This window comes from Pseudoalteromonas sp. 2CM37A, from assembly GCF_023161885.1.
In the GTDB taxonomy this organism is placed as follows: Bacteria; Pseudomonadota; Gammaproteobacteria; order Enterobacterales; family Alteromonadaceae; genus Pseudoalteromonas; species Pseudoalteromonas atlantica.
The window spans coordinates 46,458-64,311 of sequence record NZ_JALNTJ010000010.1 but is presented as its reverse complement, the minus strand read 5'-3'; the positions used below and the strand labels follow the sequence as shown (position 1 = coordinate 64,311).

General features: G+C 42.2%; 18 protein-coding genes. 10 read left to right on the top strand and 8 right to left on the bottom strand.

The features are described 5' to 3' along the window. The first annotated feature begins 4 nt into the window (after positions 1-4). From MTF68_RS17095 to MTF68_RS17085, 3 genes are read left to right on the top strand one after another with little or no spacing between them, the layout of a single operon-like run. Positions 5-835: a protein-glutamate O-methyltransferase CheR gene (locus MTF68_RS17095; RefSeq protein ID WP_248463142.1), complete on the top strand. Its 831-nt coding sequence runs from the start codon at positions 5-7 to the stop codon at positions 833-835. After that, the gene (gene cheD, locus MTF68_RS17090; protein WP_029774194.1) at positions 819-1,442 is read left to right on the top strand and encodes a chemoreceptor glutamine deamidase CheD; all 624 of its coding nucleotides are present in this window, start codon (positions 819-821) and stop codon (positions 1,440-1,442) included. The genes MTF68_RS17095 and cheD overlap by 17 nt, the downstream gene beginning before the upstream one ends. 8 nt (positions 1,443-1,450) lie before the next feature. After that, positions 1,451-2,482 (top strand): chemotaxis response regulator protein-glutamate methylesterase, encoded by a 1,032-nt coding sequence (locus tag MTF68_RS17085; protein WP_055255281.1) that lies wholly within the window; start codon positions 1,451-1,453, stop codon positions 2,480-2,482. Positions 2,483-2,485: 3 nt separating this feature from the next. On the opposite strand, the gene MTF68_RS17080 is transcribed toward MTF68_RS17085, so the two are convergent. Further along, the gene (locus tag MTF68_RS17080) at positions 2,486-3,511 is read right to left on the bottom strand and encodes a polysaccharide deacetylase family protein (protein WP_248463140.1); all 1,026 of its coding nucleotides are present in this window, start codon (positions 3,509-3,511) and stop codon (positions 2,486-2,488) included. Positions 3,512-3,553: 42 nt separating this feature from the next. On the opposite strand from MTF68_RS17080, the gene MTF68_RS17075 reads away from it, so the two are divergent. Further along, on the top strand, positions 3,554-4,825 hold the full coding sequence (locus tag MTF68_RS17075; protein ID WP_054983329.1) for an MATE family efflux transporter: 1,272 nt from the start codon (positions 3,554-3,556) through the stop codon (positions 4,823-4,825). A gap of 9 nt (positions 4,826-4,834) precedes the next feature. On the opposite strand, the gene MTF68_RS17070 is transcribed toward MTF68_RS17075, so the two are convergent. Beyond that, entirely contained in the window at positions 4,835-5,104 is a 270-nt protein-coding gene (locus MTF68_RS17070) for a hypothetical protein (RefSeq protein WP_029774191.1), read from the bottom strand. Between the two features lie 6 nt (positions 5,105-5,110). Then, the gene (nfuA, locus tag MTF68_RS17065) at positions 5,111-5,686 is read right to left on the bottom strand and encodes a Fe-S biogenesis protein NfuA (RefSeq protein ID WP_096042447.1); all 576 of its coding nucleotides are present in this window, start codon (positions 5,684-5,686) and stop codon (positions 5,111-5,113) included. A 146-nt stretch (positions 5,687-5,832) separates the two neighbouring features. Here nfuA and MTF68_RS17060 point away from each other — a divergent pair, with 146 nt between their 5' ends. Further along, entirely contained in the window at positions 5,833-8,388 is a 2,556-nt protein-coding gene (locus MTF68_RS17060; RefSeq protein ID WP_248463158.1) for a M14 metallopeptidase family protein, read from the top strand. Positions 8,389-8,396: 8 nt separating this feature from the next. On the opposite strand, the gene MTF68_RS17055 is transcribed toward MTF68_RS17060, so the two are convergent. After that, the gene (locus MTF68_RS17055) at positions 8,397-9,074 is read right to left on the bottom strand and encodes a ComF family protein (protein WP_248463139.1); all 678 of its coding nucleotides are present in this window, start codon (positions 9,072-9,074) and stop codon (positions 8,397-8,399) included. Between the two features lie 73 nt (positions 9,075-9,147). Between MTF68_RS17055 and bioH the strand changes: the two genes are divergently transcribed. From bioH to MTF68_RS17040, 3 genes are all read left to right on the top strand, one after another. Then, positions 9,148-9,885 carry a pimeloyl-ACP methyl ester esterase BioH gene (gene bioH, locus MTF68_RS17050; RefSeq protein ID WP_248463138.1) on the top strand — a complete coding sequence of 246 codons (738 nt, stop codon included), beginning with the start codon at positions 9,148-9,150 and terminating at the stop codon, positions 9,883-9,885. A gap of 89 nt (positions 9,886-9,974) precedes the next feature. Beyond that, positions 9,975-10,283 carry a hypothetical protein gene (locus tag MTF68_RS17045; protein WP_248463137.1) on the top strand — a complete coding sequence of 103 codons (309 nt, stop codon included), beginning with the start codon at positions 9,975-9,977 and terminating at the stop codon, positions 10,281-10,283. A gap of 5 nt (positions 10,284-10,288) precedes the next feature. Beyond that, the gene (locus MTF68_RS17040; protein WP_248463136.1) at positions 10,289-11,146 is read left to right on the top strand and encodes a putative metalloprotease CJM1_0395 family protein; all 858 of its coding nucleotides are present in this window, start codon (positions 10,289-10,291) and stop codon (positions 11,144-11,146) included. An 83-nt stretch (positions 11,147-11,229) separates the two neighbouring features. Here MTF68_RS17040 and MTF68_RS17035 read toward each other — a convergent pair whose 3' ends face one another. The 4 genes from MTF68_RS17035 to greB form a co-directional block, all read right to left on the bottom strand. Continuing rightward, positions 11,230-13,551, bottom strand: coding sequence for a Tex family protein (locus MTF68_RS17035; protein WP_248463135.1), 2,322 nt, complete (start codon positions 13,549-13,551; stop codon positions 11,230-11,232). Positions 13,552-13,762: 211 nt separating this feature from the next. Next, the gene (locus MTF68_RS17030; protein ID WP_004588243.1) at positions 13,763-14,344 is read right to left on the bottom strand and encodes a CBS domain-containing protein; all 582 of its coding nucleotides are present in this window, start codon (positions 14,342-14,344) and stop codon (positions 13,763-13,765) included. A gap of 50 nt (positions 14,345-14,394) precedes the next feature. Beyond that, the gene (locus tag MTF68_RS17025) at positions 14,395-14,706 is read right to left on the bottom strand and encodes a hypothetical protein (RefSeq protein ID WP_029774183.1); all 312 of its coding nucleotides are present in this window, start codon (positions 14,704-14,706) and stop codon (positions 14,395-14,397) included. A 132-nt stretch (positions 14,707-14,838) separates the two neighbouring features. Further along, on the bottom strand, positions 14,839-15,312 hold the full coding sequence (gene greB / locus MTF68_RS17020) for a transcription elongation factor GreB (RefSeq protein ID WP_004588245.1): 474 nt from the start codon (positions 15,310-15,312) through the stop codon (positions 14,839-14,841). A gap of 497 nt (positions 15,313-15,809) precedes the next feature. Between greB and ompR the strand changes: the two genes are divergently transcribed. Both ompR and envZ read left to right on the top strand, forming a co-directional pair. After that, entirely contained in the window at positions 15,810-16,529 is a 720-nt protein-coding gene (gene ompR, locus MTF68_RS17015) for a two-component system response regulator OmpR (protein WP_004587537.1), read from the top strand. Between the two features lie 5 nt (positions 16,530-16,534). Next, positions 16,535-17,851 carry a two-component system sensor histidine kinase EnvZ gene (envZ, locus tag MTF68_RS17010; RefSeq protein WP_004587538.1) on the top strand — a complete coding sequence of 439 codons (1,317 nt, stop codon included), beginning with the start codon at positions 16,535-16,537 and terminating at the stop codon, positions 17,849-17,851. Positions 17,852-17,854 lie beyond the last annotated feature (3 nt).

Here is a 17,854-nt window from a genome sequence, read left to right as displayed (position 1 = left end):
GACAATGAAAGAATTTTTATGTACCGATAAAGATTTTAAATACATTGCCACTTTAGTTTATAACGCGTGCGGAATTGTGCTTGGCGATCATAAACGCGAAATGGTGTATTCCCGCTTAGCAAGAAGGGTAAGAGAGCATAAACTTAAAAACTTTTCTCAATACTTAGAGTACTTACACAATAATAAAGAGGCTGAGTTTGACGCATTTATTAATGCTATTACCACTAACTTAACCTCTTTTTTTAGAGAGCCCCACCACTTTGAGTTTTTAAAAAACACCATAGTGCCGCAGTTACTTAGCAGTAACAAAGTAACAAAACGAGTACGCGTATGGTCAGCGGGTTGCTCTACAGGCGAAGAGCCTTACAGCTTAGCAATAACCCTTGCCGATTTATTCCCAAGTTCTTGGGATGTAAAAATTTTAGCAACCGATTTAGATTCTAATGTATTAGCCAAAGCACAAGCGGGTATTTATACCGCGGCAAATGTAAATGGCTTAGAAAACAATGTACTTAAAAAGTGGTTTTTAAAAAGCAAAGATGGGCAAACATATAAAGTAAAACCACAGTTAAATAAGCACATTTTTTTTAAACGCCTTAACCTTTTACAAGAATGGCCTATGAAAGGGCAGTTTGACTTAATTTTATGTCGTAACGTGGTTATTTATTTTGATAAAGAAACAAAAGACACCTTGTTTAAACGTTATGCAAATGCACTTAATCGTGACGGTTATTTGTTTTTGGGGCACTCAGAGAGTATGGGAAAAGAGCATTCTGAGTTTAAAAATTTAGGGAAAACCATGTATCAAAAGCAACACAATGCACGCACAGTTTAGGCCTGTGCTCCCAGGGTTTGAACATATAAAACGTTACTGGGATGCAGGGCGCACAAGCGTGGTGGCAAAAATATTACCTGGCGAATTTTATGTCTCAAAAAATGATGAGCTTATTTCTACAGTGCTTGGGTCGTGCATAGCCGCGTGTGTTTACGATGAAAAAGCCGGTATAGGTGGCGTAAATCATTTTATGTTGCCGGTAAAAAAAGGCCTAGAATTAAACAGTGCCCATAGTTTGAGCTGCCGCTACGGAAATTGGGCAATGGAATACCTGATCAACGAAGTACTCAAAGGTGGTGCTGCGCGAAAAAATTTAAAAATAAAACTCTTTGGTGGCGGCAAAATAATTAGCGCAATGACCGACATAGGGATAGGTAATATTAGCTTTGCCAATGCGTATATTCAGGAAGAGTCGCTCAATCTTGTCGCACAAGATATGGGGGGGCCGTGGCCTCGAAAAATTTTTTTTCATCCGCATACGGGCAAAGTCCACGTAAAAAAGCTGAAGAATTTGCACAACAATACAATTGAAAAACGCGAAGTGCGCTACCTGCAAAACCTTAAGCAACAAGATAAAGCCACCGAGACTAACATAGAGCTGTTTTAGGAGCCGTAATGGTTAAAGTTCTGATAATAGATGATTCACCACTGATAAGGCGTTTGCTGAGCGAAATATTATCTCAGGCTAGCGATATCGAGGTTGTTGGCTGTGCTGAAGACCCTTATCAAGCACGAGAAATGATTAAATTGCTCAATCCGGATGTGCTTACCCTCGATGTAGAAATGCCAAAAATGGACGGCATTAGCTTTTTAAGAAACCTAATGCGCTTAAGACCTATGCCCGTTGTGATGATTTCTACACTAACCCAGCAAGGCTCGCCTATCACCTTAGAAGCACTTGAGCTTGGTGCCGTGGATTTTATTGCCAAGCCAACGGTGAATGTTAAGCAGCAAATGAGTCAATATGCATATGTTGTGCAGCAAAAAGTGCGTGTGGCGGCAGGTGCAAGGGTAAGAAGTTTTAAAAAGGTAAGCACAGTGAGCGAGCCTTTACCTAGCAATGCACAATTTTTATTAAACAAGGTAATAGCGATAGGGGCTTCAACAGGGGGCACAGAAGCAATAAAAGAAGTGCTTATAAAAATGCCGACCAATTGCCCTGCGATTGTGATTACCCAGCATATTCCTCCGGTATTTAGTACCTCGTTTGCCCAGCGTATGGACCGCACCTGTGCAATTAACGTAAAAGAAGCGCAGCACGGCGACAAGCTCACTGCGGGATGGGCTTATATAGCCCCAGGTGGTTTGCACTTAAGCATAAAAAAAAGAGGGGCAAGTTTATATTGCGAGCTTGATGATTCTGAGCCTGTTAACCGCCATAAACCGGCAGTAGATGTATTATTTAACTCGTTACTTGAGTGCGGCGCAAAAAACATTGTGGCAGCGTTACTAACCGGTATGGGGAGCGATGGAGCAAAGGGCTTACTTAGCATTAAACAAGCGGGTGGTTACACCATTGCACAGGATGAGTTTTCTTCTGTGGTGTGGGGAATGCCCAAAGCGGCGGTTGATTTAGGCGCCGCTCACGAAATTGTTGCGCTTGATAAAGTAACCCAACGCTTATTGCATCAGGCTATAAAGGTGTAATTGCTACTGAATAACCCACGGCTGCGAAAACCAATAGTAACTACCAGGGTGCTCAATAGAAGGGGCGGTACAATTAAAGCGTGAACGGCCTTTATTTAGCGCCTTTGGCGAGTCAATTTTTACAGTTGTGTCGTTTATCCAAGTTAACTTAGCCTGCCCTACACTTGATACATAACACGCAAACTGACTTTTATGAAAATCACCCATTTCAAACTCAATGCTGAGCGTTGGTGGGTTTTGTGAGGTTACACTGTCTTGGTAATCTAGGTTTTTAATACTAAACGCCCGAGAGTTTAATTTTGTAATTAACGTATCTAATTTACTGTAAAAGCCAGAGGCTGGAAAACGCGGTAAGCGGGTAAAGTTAGCGTTTTTATTTACAGCGCCTGAGTGCTGACCAATGCCAACAAAGCCAAGCTCTTTTACAAGCGCTTGTAGTTTGTTATTAAACTCACCATACGGGTACGCTAGGTATTTATAATCGTGGCCTATTTCTTCTTTAATACGCTGTTGAGAATGCAAAATATCTTGTTTAATACGTGCTTGCCACTGTGCATCGCTCTCATTTTTTAGCTTAATATGCAGGTAGTCATGCTGGGTAGTGTGATTGGCAATTAACGCCCCTTTGCCTGCGAGCTCTTTTAATTTATCCCACCCCATTACGTAGCCTTTACCTTCATCAATAAGGGTAGGGTTTACAAAAATAGTATAGGGGTAACCAAATTTTTCTAAAATAGGCGCTGCTTGTTCGTAGTTATTGTTGTAACCATCGTCAAAGGTGATAGCGACTGTTTTCTCAGGTAAGGTTTTGCCTTGTTGTATAGCGCTTATTAGCTCATTTAGTGCAATAACATTAAAATTATGCTCTTTTAAGTAGCTCAAATGCTTGGTAAACGTATTTGCGCTTACACTGGTCACAGCCGGAAGGGTTTCGCTTACATGGTGATACTGTAAAATAACCGCCGCATGAGCACGTACTGATAAACAAATGAGAGTAATTAAAACTAAATGAAACAATTTCTTAAACATAATAAGGCACACCATAAAAGCTTGCTGTTGCTAGCGGGTCCAATGATATTATCAAATATTACTGTCCCACTGTTAGGAATTGTTGATACCGCTGTTATTGGCCACTTAGGTAGCGCACATTACTTAGCGGGCATCGCACTTGGCTCAGCTGTTATTTCTATTTTATTTTGGCTCGCCGGTTTTTTACGTATGAGCACCACAGGGTTAGTGGCCCAAGCATACGGGCAAAATAACTTAACACAGTTGGCAGCGCTTTTAAAACGCAGCTTATTGCTTGCCGTGTGTGTGGCGTTAGCGCTTATAGCTTTATCGCCTTTGATAAAACAAGCCATTGCATTTTTATCAGGCGCAAATAGTGAGGTTCTTGCTCAAGCATATCAGTATTTTAGTATTCGTATATTTAGTGCCCCTGCCGCACTTTGTAATTTAGTGCTGCTTGGCTGGATGCTTGGCGTACATTATGGGCGTGGGCCTTTTTACTTGCTGTTAGTGACCAATATTACCAACATAGTGCTCGATATATATTTTGTGGTGTATTTAGACTGGGCAGTAGCGGGAGCAGCGTGGGCGTCGTTAATTGCAGATTACAGCGCGTTGGCTTTTGCGTTGCTACTAGTGATTAAGCTCGCTAAAAAGCAAGGCGTGGAGCTAAGCGTGCCCAACTGGCTCAGTGTTAGCAAAATGGCAGAGCTACTTAGTTTAAATAGAGATATATTTATTCGCTCTTTAATTTTGCAATTATGCTTTAGCTTCATGACCTTTTATGGCGCCCGCATAGGTGAAACAACGCTTGCAGCGAATGCCGTGTTACTTAACTTTTTAATGTTAGTAAGCTTTGCGCTTGATGGAATAGCCTATGCAAGCGAAGCCAAAGTTGGTCAAGCTAAAGGCCAGCGAAGCGTTAATAACATTAGATTGTGGGTAAAAATAAGTGTGTTTTGGGGGATGCTTTTTGGCGTGTTATACAGCGTATTTTTTGCTGTGTTTGGCAGCGCTATTATTAAGCTTTTAACCAATGTACCCGAGGTAATAGAAGCTGCGACAAATTACTTACCGTGGGTAATAGTATTGCCTATGTTAGCAATGAGCTGCTTTTTGTTTGATGGCGTATTTGTAGGGCTTACACGGGCAAAAAATATGCGTAACAGTATGATTCTTTCTGCTGCTGTTGGCTTTTTTGGGGTGTTTTGGGTGTTTATAGAGTGGCAAAATAATGCGTTATGGCTGGCTATGAGTTGCTTTATGCTTATGCGCGGCGTTACGTTAATTATTAAGTATTTGCAGTTAAAAGCAACTAATCAGCTGCTAGATTAAGCGAACGTGTCATTTCCATAGGTCGGGGTCGTGATCTTTTGGCCCCATATCTTTTAAAACTTGCGAGAAACGATTGGCAAAAATACCGCTATAACCCCATGCAGCAAAAAATAATGCCGGGATTAAAATAACCACACCTATAATTTGTAAGCTAAAGTGGGTGTAGTAGCCTAGGGCAATAAATATCACGGCTAGCACAAACAGTGCTAAGCCGCGAAAAAAGCGCGTTAAACTCAACTTAGGGTTACTCCCTAAGCGATAAATAAGCGGCTTTAACATTATTGCTTAGTAATAAGAGTGATCGCCCGCTTGGTGCTCGGTAATGTCGGCAACACCGGTGATTTCATCAAACTTTGCAATCATTTCTTTCTCGATGCCTTCTTTAAGCGTTACATCGATCATAGAACAGCCATTACAGCCACCACCAAATTGAAGTACTGCAATACCTTCAGCGGTTACTTCAACTAGGCTTACTTGGCCACCGTGGTTAGCTAGCTGCGGGTTTACTTCGGTTTCTAGCATGTGTTGAACACGCTCATTTAGCGATGCGTTATCGCCTAGTTTACGTGCCTTTGCATTAGGCGCTTTTAAAGTTAACTGAGTGCCCATTTTGTCGGTAACAAAATCAATTTCAGCTTCTTCTAAAAAAGGAGCGCTTTCTGTATCTACTACTGCATCAAAACCATTAAAGTTAAGACGAATATCGCTGTCTTCTACGGCGTCTTCTGGGCAATAAGAAACACCACATTCCGCTTGTGATGTACCAGGGTTTACAACAAACACACGAATATTAGTTTGTTGTGCTTGATCTGCTAAAAGTTTAGCAAAATGCGCTTGTGCTGTTTCGGAAATAGAAATCATAAAACCGTCTATACTTGACTAAATTACTCGGATACTGCATATCATACTCCGCTCATCGTGTTGCGGCTAGTGTTGAGCGTAAAAAGTTGGCATCTATTTTAAGCAATGCTAGCGTGCAAATAACAAACATTTTTAGAGTGATTTATATGCGCTGGATAGTAACTATAATGGTGGCAATACTTAGCTTTTCAAGTATGGCAAAACCACTTTCGTATTATTTTGAACAAGGTGTAGAGTTTGATAAAACAATACCCACCCCACAAGACGTACTTGGTTACGAAGTAGGTGAGTGGCATGTAAGGCACGATCAACTGGTGCGTTATATGGAAATTCTAGCGCAAAAAAGTAATCGTATAAATTTTGAAGTAATAGGGCGCACACACGAGCAACGTCCGCTTGTGATGCTAAGTATTAGCAGCGCTGAAAAACTAGCTAACTTAGAGCAAATTCGCCAAGCGCACTTAGCCCGTTTAACAAACAGTGAGCAAGTTAAAAACACACAAAATGAGCCTGCTGTAGTTTGGATGGGATACAGTGTGCATGGCAATGAGTCATCAGGCAGCAATGCCGCTTTATTGGTTGCGTACTACCTTGCTGCAGCGCAAGGCCCAGAAATAGAAAAACTATTAAATAATACCGTTATTTTGCTCGACCCTTCACTTAACCCTGATGGCTTGGCTCGCTTTGCTAATTGGGCTAATAGTAATCGGGGGATGAACTTATCAAGCGACCCTAAAACGCGTGAACACGTAGAAAGCTGGCCAAGTAGCCGTACAAATCACTATTGGTTTGATTTAAACCGCGATTGGTTGTTACTACAACACCCAGAGTCGCGTGCACGCATTGCTAAGTTTCATCAATGGAAGCCAAATATTCTTACCGATTTTCATGAAATGGGCCCAAACAGCAGCTACTTTTTTCAACCTGGCATTGCCAGTCGCAAGCACCCAATTACCCCAGATGAAAACGTAACGCTTACCAAAGCCATAGCCAATTACCATGCTAAAACTTTAGATAAAAATAATGCCCTTTATTTTACCGAAGAAAGCTTTGACGACTTTTATTACGGCAAGGGTTCAACCTACCCCGATGTAAACGGCGGTATAGGTATTTTATTTGAGCAAGCCAGCTCACGTGGGCATATACAAGAAACCATAAATGGTACGCTTACGTTTCCTTTTACTATTAAAAATCAGTTATTAACAAGCCTATCAACCTTTAAAGCAGCGGTAGATAACCGTCAGGCGCTATTAACCTATCAGGCTAAATTTTATAACCAAGCAGTTGATTTAGCACATGATGAAAGTTTTGAAGGCTATGTGGTTGAGGGTGCTAAAGACAACACCCGGATTAAACTATTTTTAAACCTGTTAAAGCAGCATCAAATTAACGCCTATCCACTTACAAAAGCGCTAAAAGCCAATGGCAAAAACTTTAGCACCCAGAGTTATTTTGTGCCGTTAGCTCAGCCACAGTTTCGTTTAGTAAAAGCTATTTTTAGTGAGCAAAAAAGTTTTGCCGATAACACATTTTATGATGTGTCGGGCTGGACACTCGCCCACGCTTTTAATTTAGAGTTTGCACAAGTAAAAAGTAGTTGGGGCTTAGAAGTAGCCAGCACTGCGTGGCAAAAAGCAGTTAAACCATCATTTGCTGCGTTAAAGCAAAGTTATGCATTTGGCTTTGCCTGGGACGATTACTTAGCGCCTAAAATGTTAAATAGCTTGCTAAAGCAAGGCATTAAAGCGCGTGTCGCGTTAAGCGCCTTAACAGCTAAAAGTAGCACCACCGAAATAGATTTTGCACCTGGCAGCATTATTGTCCCCGCAGGGCTGCAAACACCCCCTGATTGGGTGGCTATTTTAAACGATGCTCAAACCCAGTTTGGTATTGCGATAAAGCCTATTACCACTGGTCTTACAGGGAAAGGCGCCGATTTAGGCTCGCGCACTATGGCGGTATTAAACGAGCCAAAAGTACTGCTTGTGGGCGGTAAAGGCGTAAGCCAATACGAAGCGGGTGAAGTATGGTATTACCTTGACCGCTTTGTCGGTATTTCTCCGACCATAGTAGAAATGGAACGTTTAGGTAGCCTAGATTTAAATAATTACAGCCACATTGTACTAGCTAATGGTAATTATTCGGGCTTACCCGATAGCGATAAAGTTGCCATTAAAAGCTGGGTAAGAAAAGGCGGCGTAATTTGGGGTCACAAAGGCGGCGCTAAATTTTTAGCTGATCAGCAATTACTTAAGGCTAATTATTTATCTAGGCAAGATGTAGCCAGCGCTTTTAATACTCAAGGGCTAAATTACGCAGATAAAGATCATTTAGCAGGGCGACAACGTATAGCCGGCGCTATTTTTAATACCGATGTAGACACCACGCATCCACTAACGTTTTCGCTTAATCGCGAAACGCTGCCTGTATTTAAAAATAGTACCTGGTTATTAGAAAAATCATCTGCCCCGTTTGTAAACATACTCACTTACCCGCAAAAACCACTATTAGCAGGGTTTACCGATGGCGTAAATGAGCAGCAAATTGCCGGTGCAGCAGCCATGATGGCCCACTCATACGGGCGTGGCAGTGTTATTGCGATGACAGATAATCCTGTATTTAGAGGATACTGGTACGGCACAAGCCGATTACTCAGTAATGCTTTATTTTTTGGCCACACATTTAGAGTAAGAGGTGATTAACTACCCCTTTAAAGTGGCGTTAAACACGTAGCAAAAGCCCAGACTTGTTTAGCGCCCGCTTGCTTTAATACCCGGGTAGCCGCGTTGAGCGTGGCGCCTGTGGTCATTACATCATCTACAATAACCACCGTTTTACCGCTCATATCTTGTGTACATACAAAGGCATTTTTTACATTTTTAACCCGCTTGGATCTAGATAATTGTGACTGTGCTTGCGTGGCTTTATTGCGTATTAGCGCATTACTTATACAAATATGTTTTGCCAAACACGGTTGCCACACTTGGCTTACCTGATTAAACCCGCGCGTTAAAAAGCGTCCTCGGTGCAAAGGTAAAATAATAGCTATGTCGGGCTGGGTAGTTAAATTTTCAAAAAACACCGATAGTTGGCGTTTAATTACTTGTTGCAGCGCTTTTTTATAGTGAATTTGATTATTAAATTTGAGCCGTTTAAGCCAATGCTCAAAAGGGGGCTGATAAAAAGCACAGGCAAAGAGCTTATCAAATTCGTAATGCGGAAACATTTCTACAATATCCGGGCGGTGCAATAAATTACTGTGCTTATTTAAATCAAACACGCTTAAATCCGTTAAGCAATAGTCGCACAACCCCTCTTGAGCACTAATAACTCCCTGACACTGCACGCAATAAGAGGGGAATAACCAATTAAAAAATGAGTGTTGCATTGGCTGCTCCTTGCGTTGCTTTCGTCAATGTAAGCGTTATGATGTGGCTAAGTTTGGTTAAGGTTAGGCAAATATGCAAAGCGAGTTAGTTTTATTACATGGTTGGGGCATGAACCAAGGCGTATGGCAATTAGTGCAGCCAGAGTTAACGTTTTTATACAGTGGCTCGGTGCGCAGCATTGACCTGCCTGGCTTTGGCAACAGCAATAGCTGCCCAAGCCCTTATAATTTACACGATGCAGCTGAAATCGTAAGCGAGCAACTTAGCTCTGGCTCTATTTTAATGGGCTGGTCGCTAGGAGGATTGTTTGCACTTTATATTGCTAAACATTGGCCAAATAAAGTAGCAAAAGTAATTTTAGTTGCCTCAAGCCCTTTTTTTTCCGAGGCAGATGATTGGCCTGGAATAAAATCCAGCGTGCTTGAGCAATTTAAAGAGCAATTAGTTAATCACCGAGAAAAAACCATAGAGCGCTTTTTAGCTATTCAGGCCATGGGTAGCGAGTCGGCACGCGATGATATAAAGCAGCTAAAGCACTTGCTAAATCAGTACAACGCCCCTAAAAGTGAGGCATTAAGTGCGGGTTTAAATATTTTACAAAATGATGATTTACGCAACGTATTTGCGCATTGCCCAGTGCCTATAAAAGCGATATTTGGCCGTTTAGATGCGCTGGTACCTTACAAAGCAATTAATAAAATGGCAGCACTAAATACTGAGTTTGAATACGAAGTACTAGACAAAGCCTCCCATGCGCCGTTTATTTCTCATAAAAAAGAGTTTTTATCTGCCGTTAAATCAATGCTTTAAAATAGCCTAAAGAAAGGTACTGTTTAAAGCTTTATTTTGCCCATGAAGTGAGCGATAATTAAACAATATTTATTTTTGGGAGGTACAGCATGGCTATTGGTACAGTATTTAATAGTGGTGTAGAAGGGTTTAATCGTGCAAGCCAAAGTATAGAACGCGCAAGCGCAGAGATAAACCGTGCCACCATTGAAGAGCAAGACGATACGCAACTAGCCCAACAGCGCCAGTTAACAGCTGCGCGACCTGAAGAGGCTGTAACAGCGCCTGTTGCACAGCCAGCTCGGGTTGACGAAGCGCTTGTTAATTTAAAAGTTGAAGAGTTTAATGCCAAGGCAAACACGCAATCTATTCAAACTGCAGATGAAGTGCTTGGTACGCTAATCGATATTAAAGTTTAAACGTTATGAATATTGTCACGCCATTTCCGTCTATCAATATAAACACCGCCAATGTTTATACGGAAACCGCTCGGCGTGACAACCAACTGCGCGAAGTAATTCCTGCCCCTGCACCCAATAGCGCCAGTAATACCGAAACCAAAGCACAAAGCGATGCTGATAAAGCAAAACTGCCAAGCAGTGCAGAAGCCGCCACCTACGATGCAACCGGTAAACTCAGTGATGAGCAAGCTGTTGAGCAGCGCCAGCAAGGCAGCGAAGATTCAGATAGCGAACAACAAAACCAACAAGCAAGCGAAGACACCCCCGAAGAAGAGCAAGATCAGCAACAGCTAGAATTAGAACAGCAGCAAATTGAAGAGCTTAAAGCGCGCGATACTGAAGTGCGTGTGCACGAACAAGCTCATGCATCGGTGGGTGGGCAGTATGCAGGCTCACCAAGTTATGAATACCAACGTGGACCAGATGGCACTAATTACGCTGTTGGCGGTGAGGTACAAATTGATGTATCTGAAATCCCTGGCGATCCGCAAGCCACTATAGATAAAATGCAAACGGTACGTGCAGCCGCACTTGCCCCTGCTGAACCTTCTAGTGCCGATAGAGCCATTGCCGCTGATGCAACCCAAAAAATGGCCGCAGCGCAAGCTGAATTATCAGCCCCTGCTGACGATGAAGCGCAAGCACAAGAGCCACAAAGTGCGTTATCAATAAACGAAACCAGCACTGCTGAGTCTCAAAACGATACTAATACCGAGCAATCACGCGACCCAGAAGTAGACGCACGAGCTGGCCGTATAGCCAATTTTTATCAAATGACTAGCTCACCCCAAAACGAGAGTGGTTTTTCTGCGTTTGGTTAAAACCAGCTAAGCATAATTAAAAAAGCCGCTCAATGAGCGGCTTTTTAGTTTGAGGAGACATCACTTAATGAAGCAAAAGGGTATTATTTTTTTACTTTTGCATTAGCAAATGCATCGGCAAAGGCATTACCCATCATGGCGTTACCGTTATCGCGCTTTGGTTTTGCTGCACGCGGTTGCTGGCCCTGATTACTGCGTTGCTTTTGCGGCGCGGCAGCGGGTTTATTGCTTGTGTCTATTTCATCATCTAAGCGCATAGTAAAGCTAATGCGTTTACGTGGGGCATCTACCTCAACCACTTTTACTTTTACAATGTCACCGGCTTTTACTACTTCGCGCGGATCAGAGATAAACTTATTAGTAATTGCCGAAATATGCACTAGGCCATCTTGGTGAACACCTACATCAACAAACGCACCAAAGTTAGCAACGTTAGAAACCACACCTTCTAAAATCATACCGGGTTTTAGGTCTGTGATTTTTTCTACACCGGCTTTAAATTCAGCAGTTTTAAACTCAGGACGAGGATCGCGCCCAGGCTTATCTAGCTCTTTAATGATGTCGGTAACGGTAGGTAAACCAAACTTCTCGTCGGTGTAGTCATTAGCAACCAGCTTATTTAAAAACTCGCTATTGCCTATTAAGCTATTTACATCAAGGTTGTTACGCTCACAAATAAGTTTAACAACAGGATAAGCCTCAGGGTGTACTGATGAGTTATCAAGTGGGTCTTTACCCTGATTAATACGCAAAAAGCCTGCTGCTTGTTCAAACGCCTTTGGTCCTAAACGCTCAACTTTTTTAAGTTCGCTACGCTTAGTAAACGTGCCGTTAGTGTCGCGGTAATTTACTATATTTTGCGCTAAGGTTTTATTTAACCCCGATACGCGAGTAAGAAGCGGCACCGAGGCCATATTTAAATCAACACCCACTGAGTTTACACAGTCTTCTACCACTGCGGTTAGTGTTTGGCCTAATTGGCTTTGCGATACATCGTGCTGGTATTGGCCTACACCAATTGATTTTGGCTCAATTTTAACAAGCTCGGCAAGTGGGTCCTGCAGGCGACGCGCAATAGATACCGCGCCACGCAAAGACACATCTAAGTTAGGAAATTCATTCGCTGCAAATTCAGACGCAGAGTAAACAGACGCGCCGGCTTCGCTTACCATAATTTTGTTTAATTTAAGCTCAGCATTGGCCTTAATAAGTTCGCCTACTAGCTTGTCAGACTCGCGTGATGCGGTTCCGTTACCAATCGCAATAAGTTCTACCTTATGCTGGCGACATAGTTGCTCTAATGTACGTAACGATTTTTCCCAGTGATTTTGTGGTGCGTGGGGAAAAATAGTTTGGGTTGTAAGCAATTTACCTGTGCCATCAACTACGGCAATTTTACAGCCAGTTCGCAAACCAGGATCTAGACCAAGCGTGGTACGCGGCCCAGCAGGGGCGGCCATAAGTAAGTCTTTTAAGTTTTTAGCAAATACATCTATAGCGCCGGTTTCGGCTTTTTCTCGCATGGCTGCTAAAAATTCATTTTCTAGGTGTAGGCCAAGCTTTATTTTCCATGCCCACTGCACAACACTTAATAGCCATGCGCTAGCTGCTTTATATTTCACATCTAAGCGGTAGTGATCAGCAATCATTTGCGCGCATAGCTGGGCTGAATTTTCGCTGCTTGGCTCTGGGTTAATACTCAGCTGCAAAATACCTTCGTTACGCGCGCGCAACATAGCAAGTGCGCGGTGAGAAGGGACCTTTTTAAGAGGTTCTTGATGGTCAAAGTAGTCGCGGTATTTGCTACCGGCTTGCTCTTGGCCGTCAATAAGTGTGCTTTGTATAGCGCCGTGTTGGCTAATGTGGCTTCTAAATTTAGCTAATAACTTGGCATCTTCTGCAAAGCGTTCCATTAAAATAAATTTAGCGCCATCAAGGGCTGCTTTGGTATCAGCAATGCCTTTGTCGGCATTTATAAACTGCTGCGCTTGTTGCTCTGGCTCTAAGTTTGCGTCGTTAAATAGCGCATCGGCAAGTGGCTCAAGGCCTGCTTCAATGGCTATTTGCCCTTTGGTACGACGTTTAGCTTTATAAGGAAGGTATAAATCTTCAAGCTCAGTTTTACTTTGTGCGCTGGTTATATCGGCACTAAGTGCTGGCGTTAATTTATTTTGTGATTCGATGGTTGATAAAATAAAGCTGCGGCGCTCTTCCAGCTCGCGCAAGTACGACAAACGTTGCTCTAAAAGGCGTAATTGCGTGTCGTCTAATCCACCGGTAATTTCTTTACGGTAACGCGCAATAAAAGGAACCGTTGCGCCTTCATCAAGTAATTTTGTAGCAGCAACAACTTGTTGCTGTTGTGCATTTAGCTCAGTGGCTAAACGTGCAGAGATATCGCTCATGCATAAACCTTTTAATACAAAAAATAAAACCAGAAAATCCCTCTGGTACTGTTATACCCAGCTTATTAAAGTTGCTATTTAATGAGTTTGGTAGGTATTTATTAGTTGAATAATATCACAGCAGGTTGTAATAAAAAGCTCTTAAAGCAAGCAATTTTGCTTGCTTTAAGATGGTTGGCTTGGCTGAGCTTACAAAGCGTAAAAGCGCGCTTTAGTGAGGGTGCTCTACGCTTTCTAAAACATCACTAAACGTGTGAGCAATAGGGGTAATATGCACTGGAATGTGTAACGTTTTAGCTATTTGACGCGCCGAGATTAACCCGCATATTTCGTTATTAGTGGTTGTTGCTAATAAAAACATGCTGCCTTGATGCTCCATTGTTTGTAGTGCATCGCCAATACTTGCATAGCTTAGGCTTTGCATACTTACGCCATTAAGTTGGCTAATAGGTGTCATAATGTAGCGTAAGCTCACTTCATTGCGGCTGGTATTTAAACGCTGTGCAATGGCCGTAATTTTAGCGCTTTGTAGGTCGGCACTTGAAACAATACCAATTAATTTTTGCGCATCATCAGTCACCAATACATAGTCAGAGTGCTCTGCTAGTACTTGTTTAAGCGCCTCGCTAATAGGAGTGTCGTATTGAGCCCGAATTGGCGTTTTTTGGGTAAAGTTATTGATTACGGTTAAAGCCGGAGATGTTAAATCAATAGTGGCTTGTTGATCTTCAAACGTGCTTGCAATAACGCCATGAGAAATATTTTGGGTACGTAATTCTTTAAAGTTAGACATAGTAGTCACCTTATTAGTTATAAAATTTAATCAAAAAGTAAAATTGTGAATTAAATTAAATAGCTAGGTGGACCACGTTGATATGCCGTACTAAAAGGACGGTATAGGTTTGTACTTTGGTAAAAAGATGAAACAGCATTAGGTAGCGGTTGAAACAACCTAATAGCAAATGCATTAACATGAGAATCTAAGTCAATGTCGGGGGTTGCTTGGTCAGGAAATTCACAAGCGATAAAATGATTAGATACACTGGCGTTATCTATACTTACTTCGGTGGTATTGGCATGCAGAGTCAAACTCACACTCATTAAAAGTGCAAACAATACGGCATTACTACATATGCGCTGTACTAAGTTTGACATAGCCACTACCTTAAAAATCAGGTTAAAGATAAACCTGCTAAACCAATATATATCCTAATGAGATATATTACACAATAAAAAATTTACCTGATCTGAATCAAAGTAGTTATTTATTAATAATGTTATGGGGGACTATTTTTGATATTCAATACTATTTACATACCATTCTTTTTTACCTTGCGGTGTAGGTACCTCAAAATCATCGTCTACTTGTTTTTTTATCAGGGCGCGCGCCATAGGTGAGTCAATTGATATGTAGTCTTTACGGTCGTATATTTCATCAGGCCCTACAATTCTAAATTTTTTAACCTCGCCTTGCTCGTTTTCTATTTCTACCCATGCGCCAAAAAATACTTTACCGTCTTGCTGCGGTGAGTAATCAATAACTTTTAAATCGGGTAAGCGTTTGCGCAAATACCGAACACGACGATCAATTTGGCGCAGTAAGCGTTTATTATATTGATAGTCTGCATTTTCTGAGCGATCGCCAAGGCTTGCCGCCCAGCTCACTATTTTAGTGACTTCAGGGCGTTTAACGTTCCATAAATGGTCGTGCTCTTGCTGTAATTGTAAGTAACCTTCGCGGGTTATTAAATTTGTTTTCATGGGCTTTTATTCATTAACTCTAATGCTGTGCACGTTATTAAAATTGCTAAAATTTGTCGAGTGTAAACTTTAGGGCGTGTTGTTCTTTGATGGTCGAATTTGCAGCAGTATGTTTGGTTTTTAGGCAAGGCAGAGCCTATGAAGTGTGGTTATTCCCCATAAATAGGTGATAACGCAGCATAAATGCCAAACATGCGCTGCCCTTCGGGTTCTGCCTAGGGGCGATAAACTCTTAGTTGCCTACATGGATGTAGGTAAGGGGCGTGAGCAGGACGCGGAAGCTTTACTCGGTTTTTACTTAGCCCACTAGGTTATAAAGCTCGCGCCGCAATTTAATCGCCCCTAGATTGAACAAATTTCAATCCGCAAAGGTCAACACGCCCTAATATTATAACTTTGAAATGTTCAGTAACAATCTAAGCGCGCAATTAGATTTTGATTATTAAGTTTTTCATTTATATTAACTATTAATTGGAAATAAAAATAAGAAACACGCAATGGGACACGAAACCACAAAAGTATTAGTTGTAGATGACGATATGCGCCTGCGCAGCTTACTAGAGCGCTATTTAGTAGAGCAAGGCTTTATTGTTAGAACCGCCGCAAACTCAGAGCAAATGGATAGACTCATTGAGCGAGAGAACTTTCACTTAATGGTGCTTGATTTAATGCTACCAGGCGAAGATGGTTTATCTATTTGCCGTCGGCTACGCCAAAAAGAAAACGAAATCCCTATTGTGATGCTGACAGCAAAAGGCGATGAGGTCGACCGTATTATAGGCCTTGAACTAGGCGCAGACGACTACATCCCGAAACCGTTTAACCCGCGCGAATTACTGGCTCGCATAAAAGCTATTTTACGCCGCCGCGCCAAAGAAGTACCGGGCGCACCCGCAGCAGAAGAAAACTTAATAGCCTTTGGTCAATTTACGCTTAATTTAGCCACGCGCGAAATGAGTGAGGGCGATAAAACCATTTCACTCACCAGCGGTGAATTTGCCGTACTTAAAGCCCTTGTATCGCACCCGCGCGAGCCACTGAGCCGCGATAAACTAATGAACCTTGCTCGAGGGCGAGATTACAGTGCGCTTGAGCGCAGTATTGATGTGCAAGTATCGCGACTGCGCCGCATGATAGAAGTAGATGCTGCCAATCCGCGCTATATTCAAACTGTATGGGGTTTGGGTTATGTGTTTGTTCCTGACGGTGATAAGTAGTTTATATGGGATTTTTTCCGCGTAGTGCGTTTGGACAAACTGTATTTTTAGTGGCCGCTTTACTGCTAATTAACCAAATAGTGTCGTATGTAACGGTGAGCTTTTACGTTGTAAAACCAACCATAGAGCAAGTAAATTTAATGCTCGCAAAGCAAATTAAAACGGTATTTATAGACTGGGAAGACGGCGTAGAAATAAACGACGAAGTATCTGAAAAGTTTTTTGAAATTACAGGTATAGAAGTGATGACGCAGCGCGAGGCAATGCGCCAAGGGCTGGGTCAAACCCGAGAATACTCGATGCTGTCGCGTAGTATGTCTGAGCAATTAAATGGTTCTGCTCGGGTGCGTATTAGTCAAACCGACCCGCTGATTTATTGGGTAGAAGCGCCGCAAGCACCCGGTTACTGGGTAAAAGTACCGCTTAGCGGGTATCAAGAAAATAACCTCGAATTTTTAACGTTTTACTTATCAAGTATTGGTTTTTTAAGTGTGTTAGGCGGCTGGCTATTTGCTCGGCACTTAAATCGCCCATTAAAGGCGTTGCAGCAAGCAGCCGTGAAAGTGGGTAAGGGCGATTTTAGTAGTAAGCTTGAAGAAGAAGGCTCCAGTGAAGTAATAGAAGTTACCCGTGCATTTAACCAAATGTCGCGCGGTATAGCCGCTCTTGAAAACGACCGCCGTTTACTCATGGCTGGTGTTTCTCACGATTTACGCACCCCGCTTACTCGTATCCGCCTTGCCACCGAAATGATGAATGATGAAGATGACTACCTTCGCGAAGGCATTATTTACGATATTGAAGATATGAACGGCATTATCGATCAATTTATTGAGTATTTACGCCACCACAAAACAGATGAGCTTGTTTGCGAAGATATAAACGCGCTAGTGACTGAAGTGGTTAATTGTGAGCTTAAACAGCAACGCGTTATTACCTTTAAAGGCAACCCCAGCGTAGGGCTTGTTCCGTTAAGTAGTGTGGCTATTAAGCGTGTAATTACTAACATGATTGAAAACGCGCTGCGCTATTCCGATGGCGATATAGAAGTATTAAGCTACTTTAATTCAAACAAAAAATACGTTGTGATAGCGGTAAACGATAACGGCCCCGGTATACCAGAAAGCGAACTAGAATCGGTGTTTGAGCCTTTTAAACAAGGTGACACTGCGCGTGGTAGTGAGGGGAGTGGTTTAGGCCTTGCCATTATTAAGCGTATTATTGATATGCACGATGGTAAAGTTAAGCTAGAAAACCGTCCAGAAGGCGGCCTAAGTGCACAAATTTATTTACCTATAAAAATACAAAACTCTGCACAGTAAGCT

Bases quoted from the DNA above. Each gene is read 5' to 3' on its own strand.
- cheD (WP_029774194.1), top strand. From the start codon at position 819: ATGCACGCACAGTTTAGGCCTGTGCTCCCAGGGTTTGAACATATAAAA.
- MTF68_RS17055 (WP_248463139.1), bottom strand. From the start codon at position 9,074: ATGCAACACTCATTTTTTAATTGGTTATTCCCCTCTTATTGCGTGCAG.
- MTF68_RS17060 (WP_248463158.1), top strand. From the start codon at position 5,833: ATGCGCTGGATAGTAACTATAATGGTGGCAATACTTAGCTTTTCAAGT.
- MTF68_RS17075 (WP_054983329.1), top strand. From the start codon at position 3,554: ATGATATTATCAAATATTACTGTCCCACTGTTAGGAATTGTTGATACC.
- envZ (WP_004587538.1), top strand. From the start codon at position 16,535: ATGGGATTTTTTCCGCGTAGTGCGTTTGGACAAACTGTATTTTTAGTG.
- greB (WP_004588245.1), bottom strand. From the start codon at position 15,312: ATGAAAACAAATTTAATAACCCGCGAAGGTTACTTACAATTACAGCAA.
- MTF68_RS17025 (WP_029774183.1), bottom strand. From the start codon at position 14,706: ATGTCAAACTTAGTACAGCGCATATGTAGTAATGCCGTATTGTTTGCA.
- MTF68_RS17040 (WP_248463136.1), top strand. From the start codon at position 10,289: ATGAATATTGTCACGCCATTTCCGTCTATCAATATAAACACCGCCAAT.
- MTF68_RS17095 (WP_248463142.1), top strand. From the start codon at position 5: ATGAAAGAATTTTTATGTACCGATAAAGATTTTAAATACATTGCCACT.
- MTF68_RS17085 (WP_055255281.1), top strand. From the start codon at position 1,451: ATGGTTAAAGTTCTGATAATAGATGATTCACCACTGATAAGGCGTTTG.
- MTF68_RS17045 (WP_248463137.1), top strand. From the start codon at position 9,975: ATGGCTATTGGTACAGTATTTAATAGTGGTGTAGAAGGGTTTAATCGT.
- nfuA (WP_096042447.1), bottom strand. From the start codon at position 5,686: ATGATTTCTATTTCCGAAACAGCACAAGCGCATTTTGCTAAACTTTTA.
- bioH (WP_248463138.1), top strand. From the start codon at position 9,148: ATGCAAAGCGAGTTAGTTTTATTACATGGTTGGGGCATGAACCAAGGC.
- ompR (WP_004587537.1), top strand. From the start codon at position 15,810: ATGGGACACGAAACCACAAAAGTATTAGTTGTAGATGACGATATGCGC.
- MTF68_RS17035 (WP_248463135.1), bottom strand. From the start codon at position 13,551: ATGAGCGATATCTCTGCACGTTTAGCCACTGAGCTAAATGCACAACAG.
- MTF68_RS17030 (WP_004588243.1), bottom strand. From the start codon at position 14,344: ATGTCTAACTTTAAAGAATTACGTACCCAAAATATTTCTCATGGCGTT.
- MTF68_RS17080 (WP_248463140.1), bottom strand. From the start codon at position 3,511: ATGTTTAAGAAATTGTTTCATTTAGTTTTAATTACTCTCATTTGTTTA.
- MTF68_RS17070 (WP_029774191.1), bottom strand. From the start codon at position 5,104: ATGTTAAAGCCGCTTATTTATCGCTTAGGGAGTAACCCTAAGTTGAGT.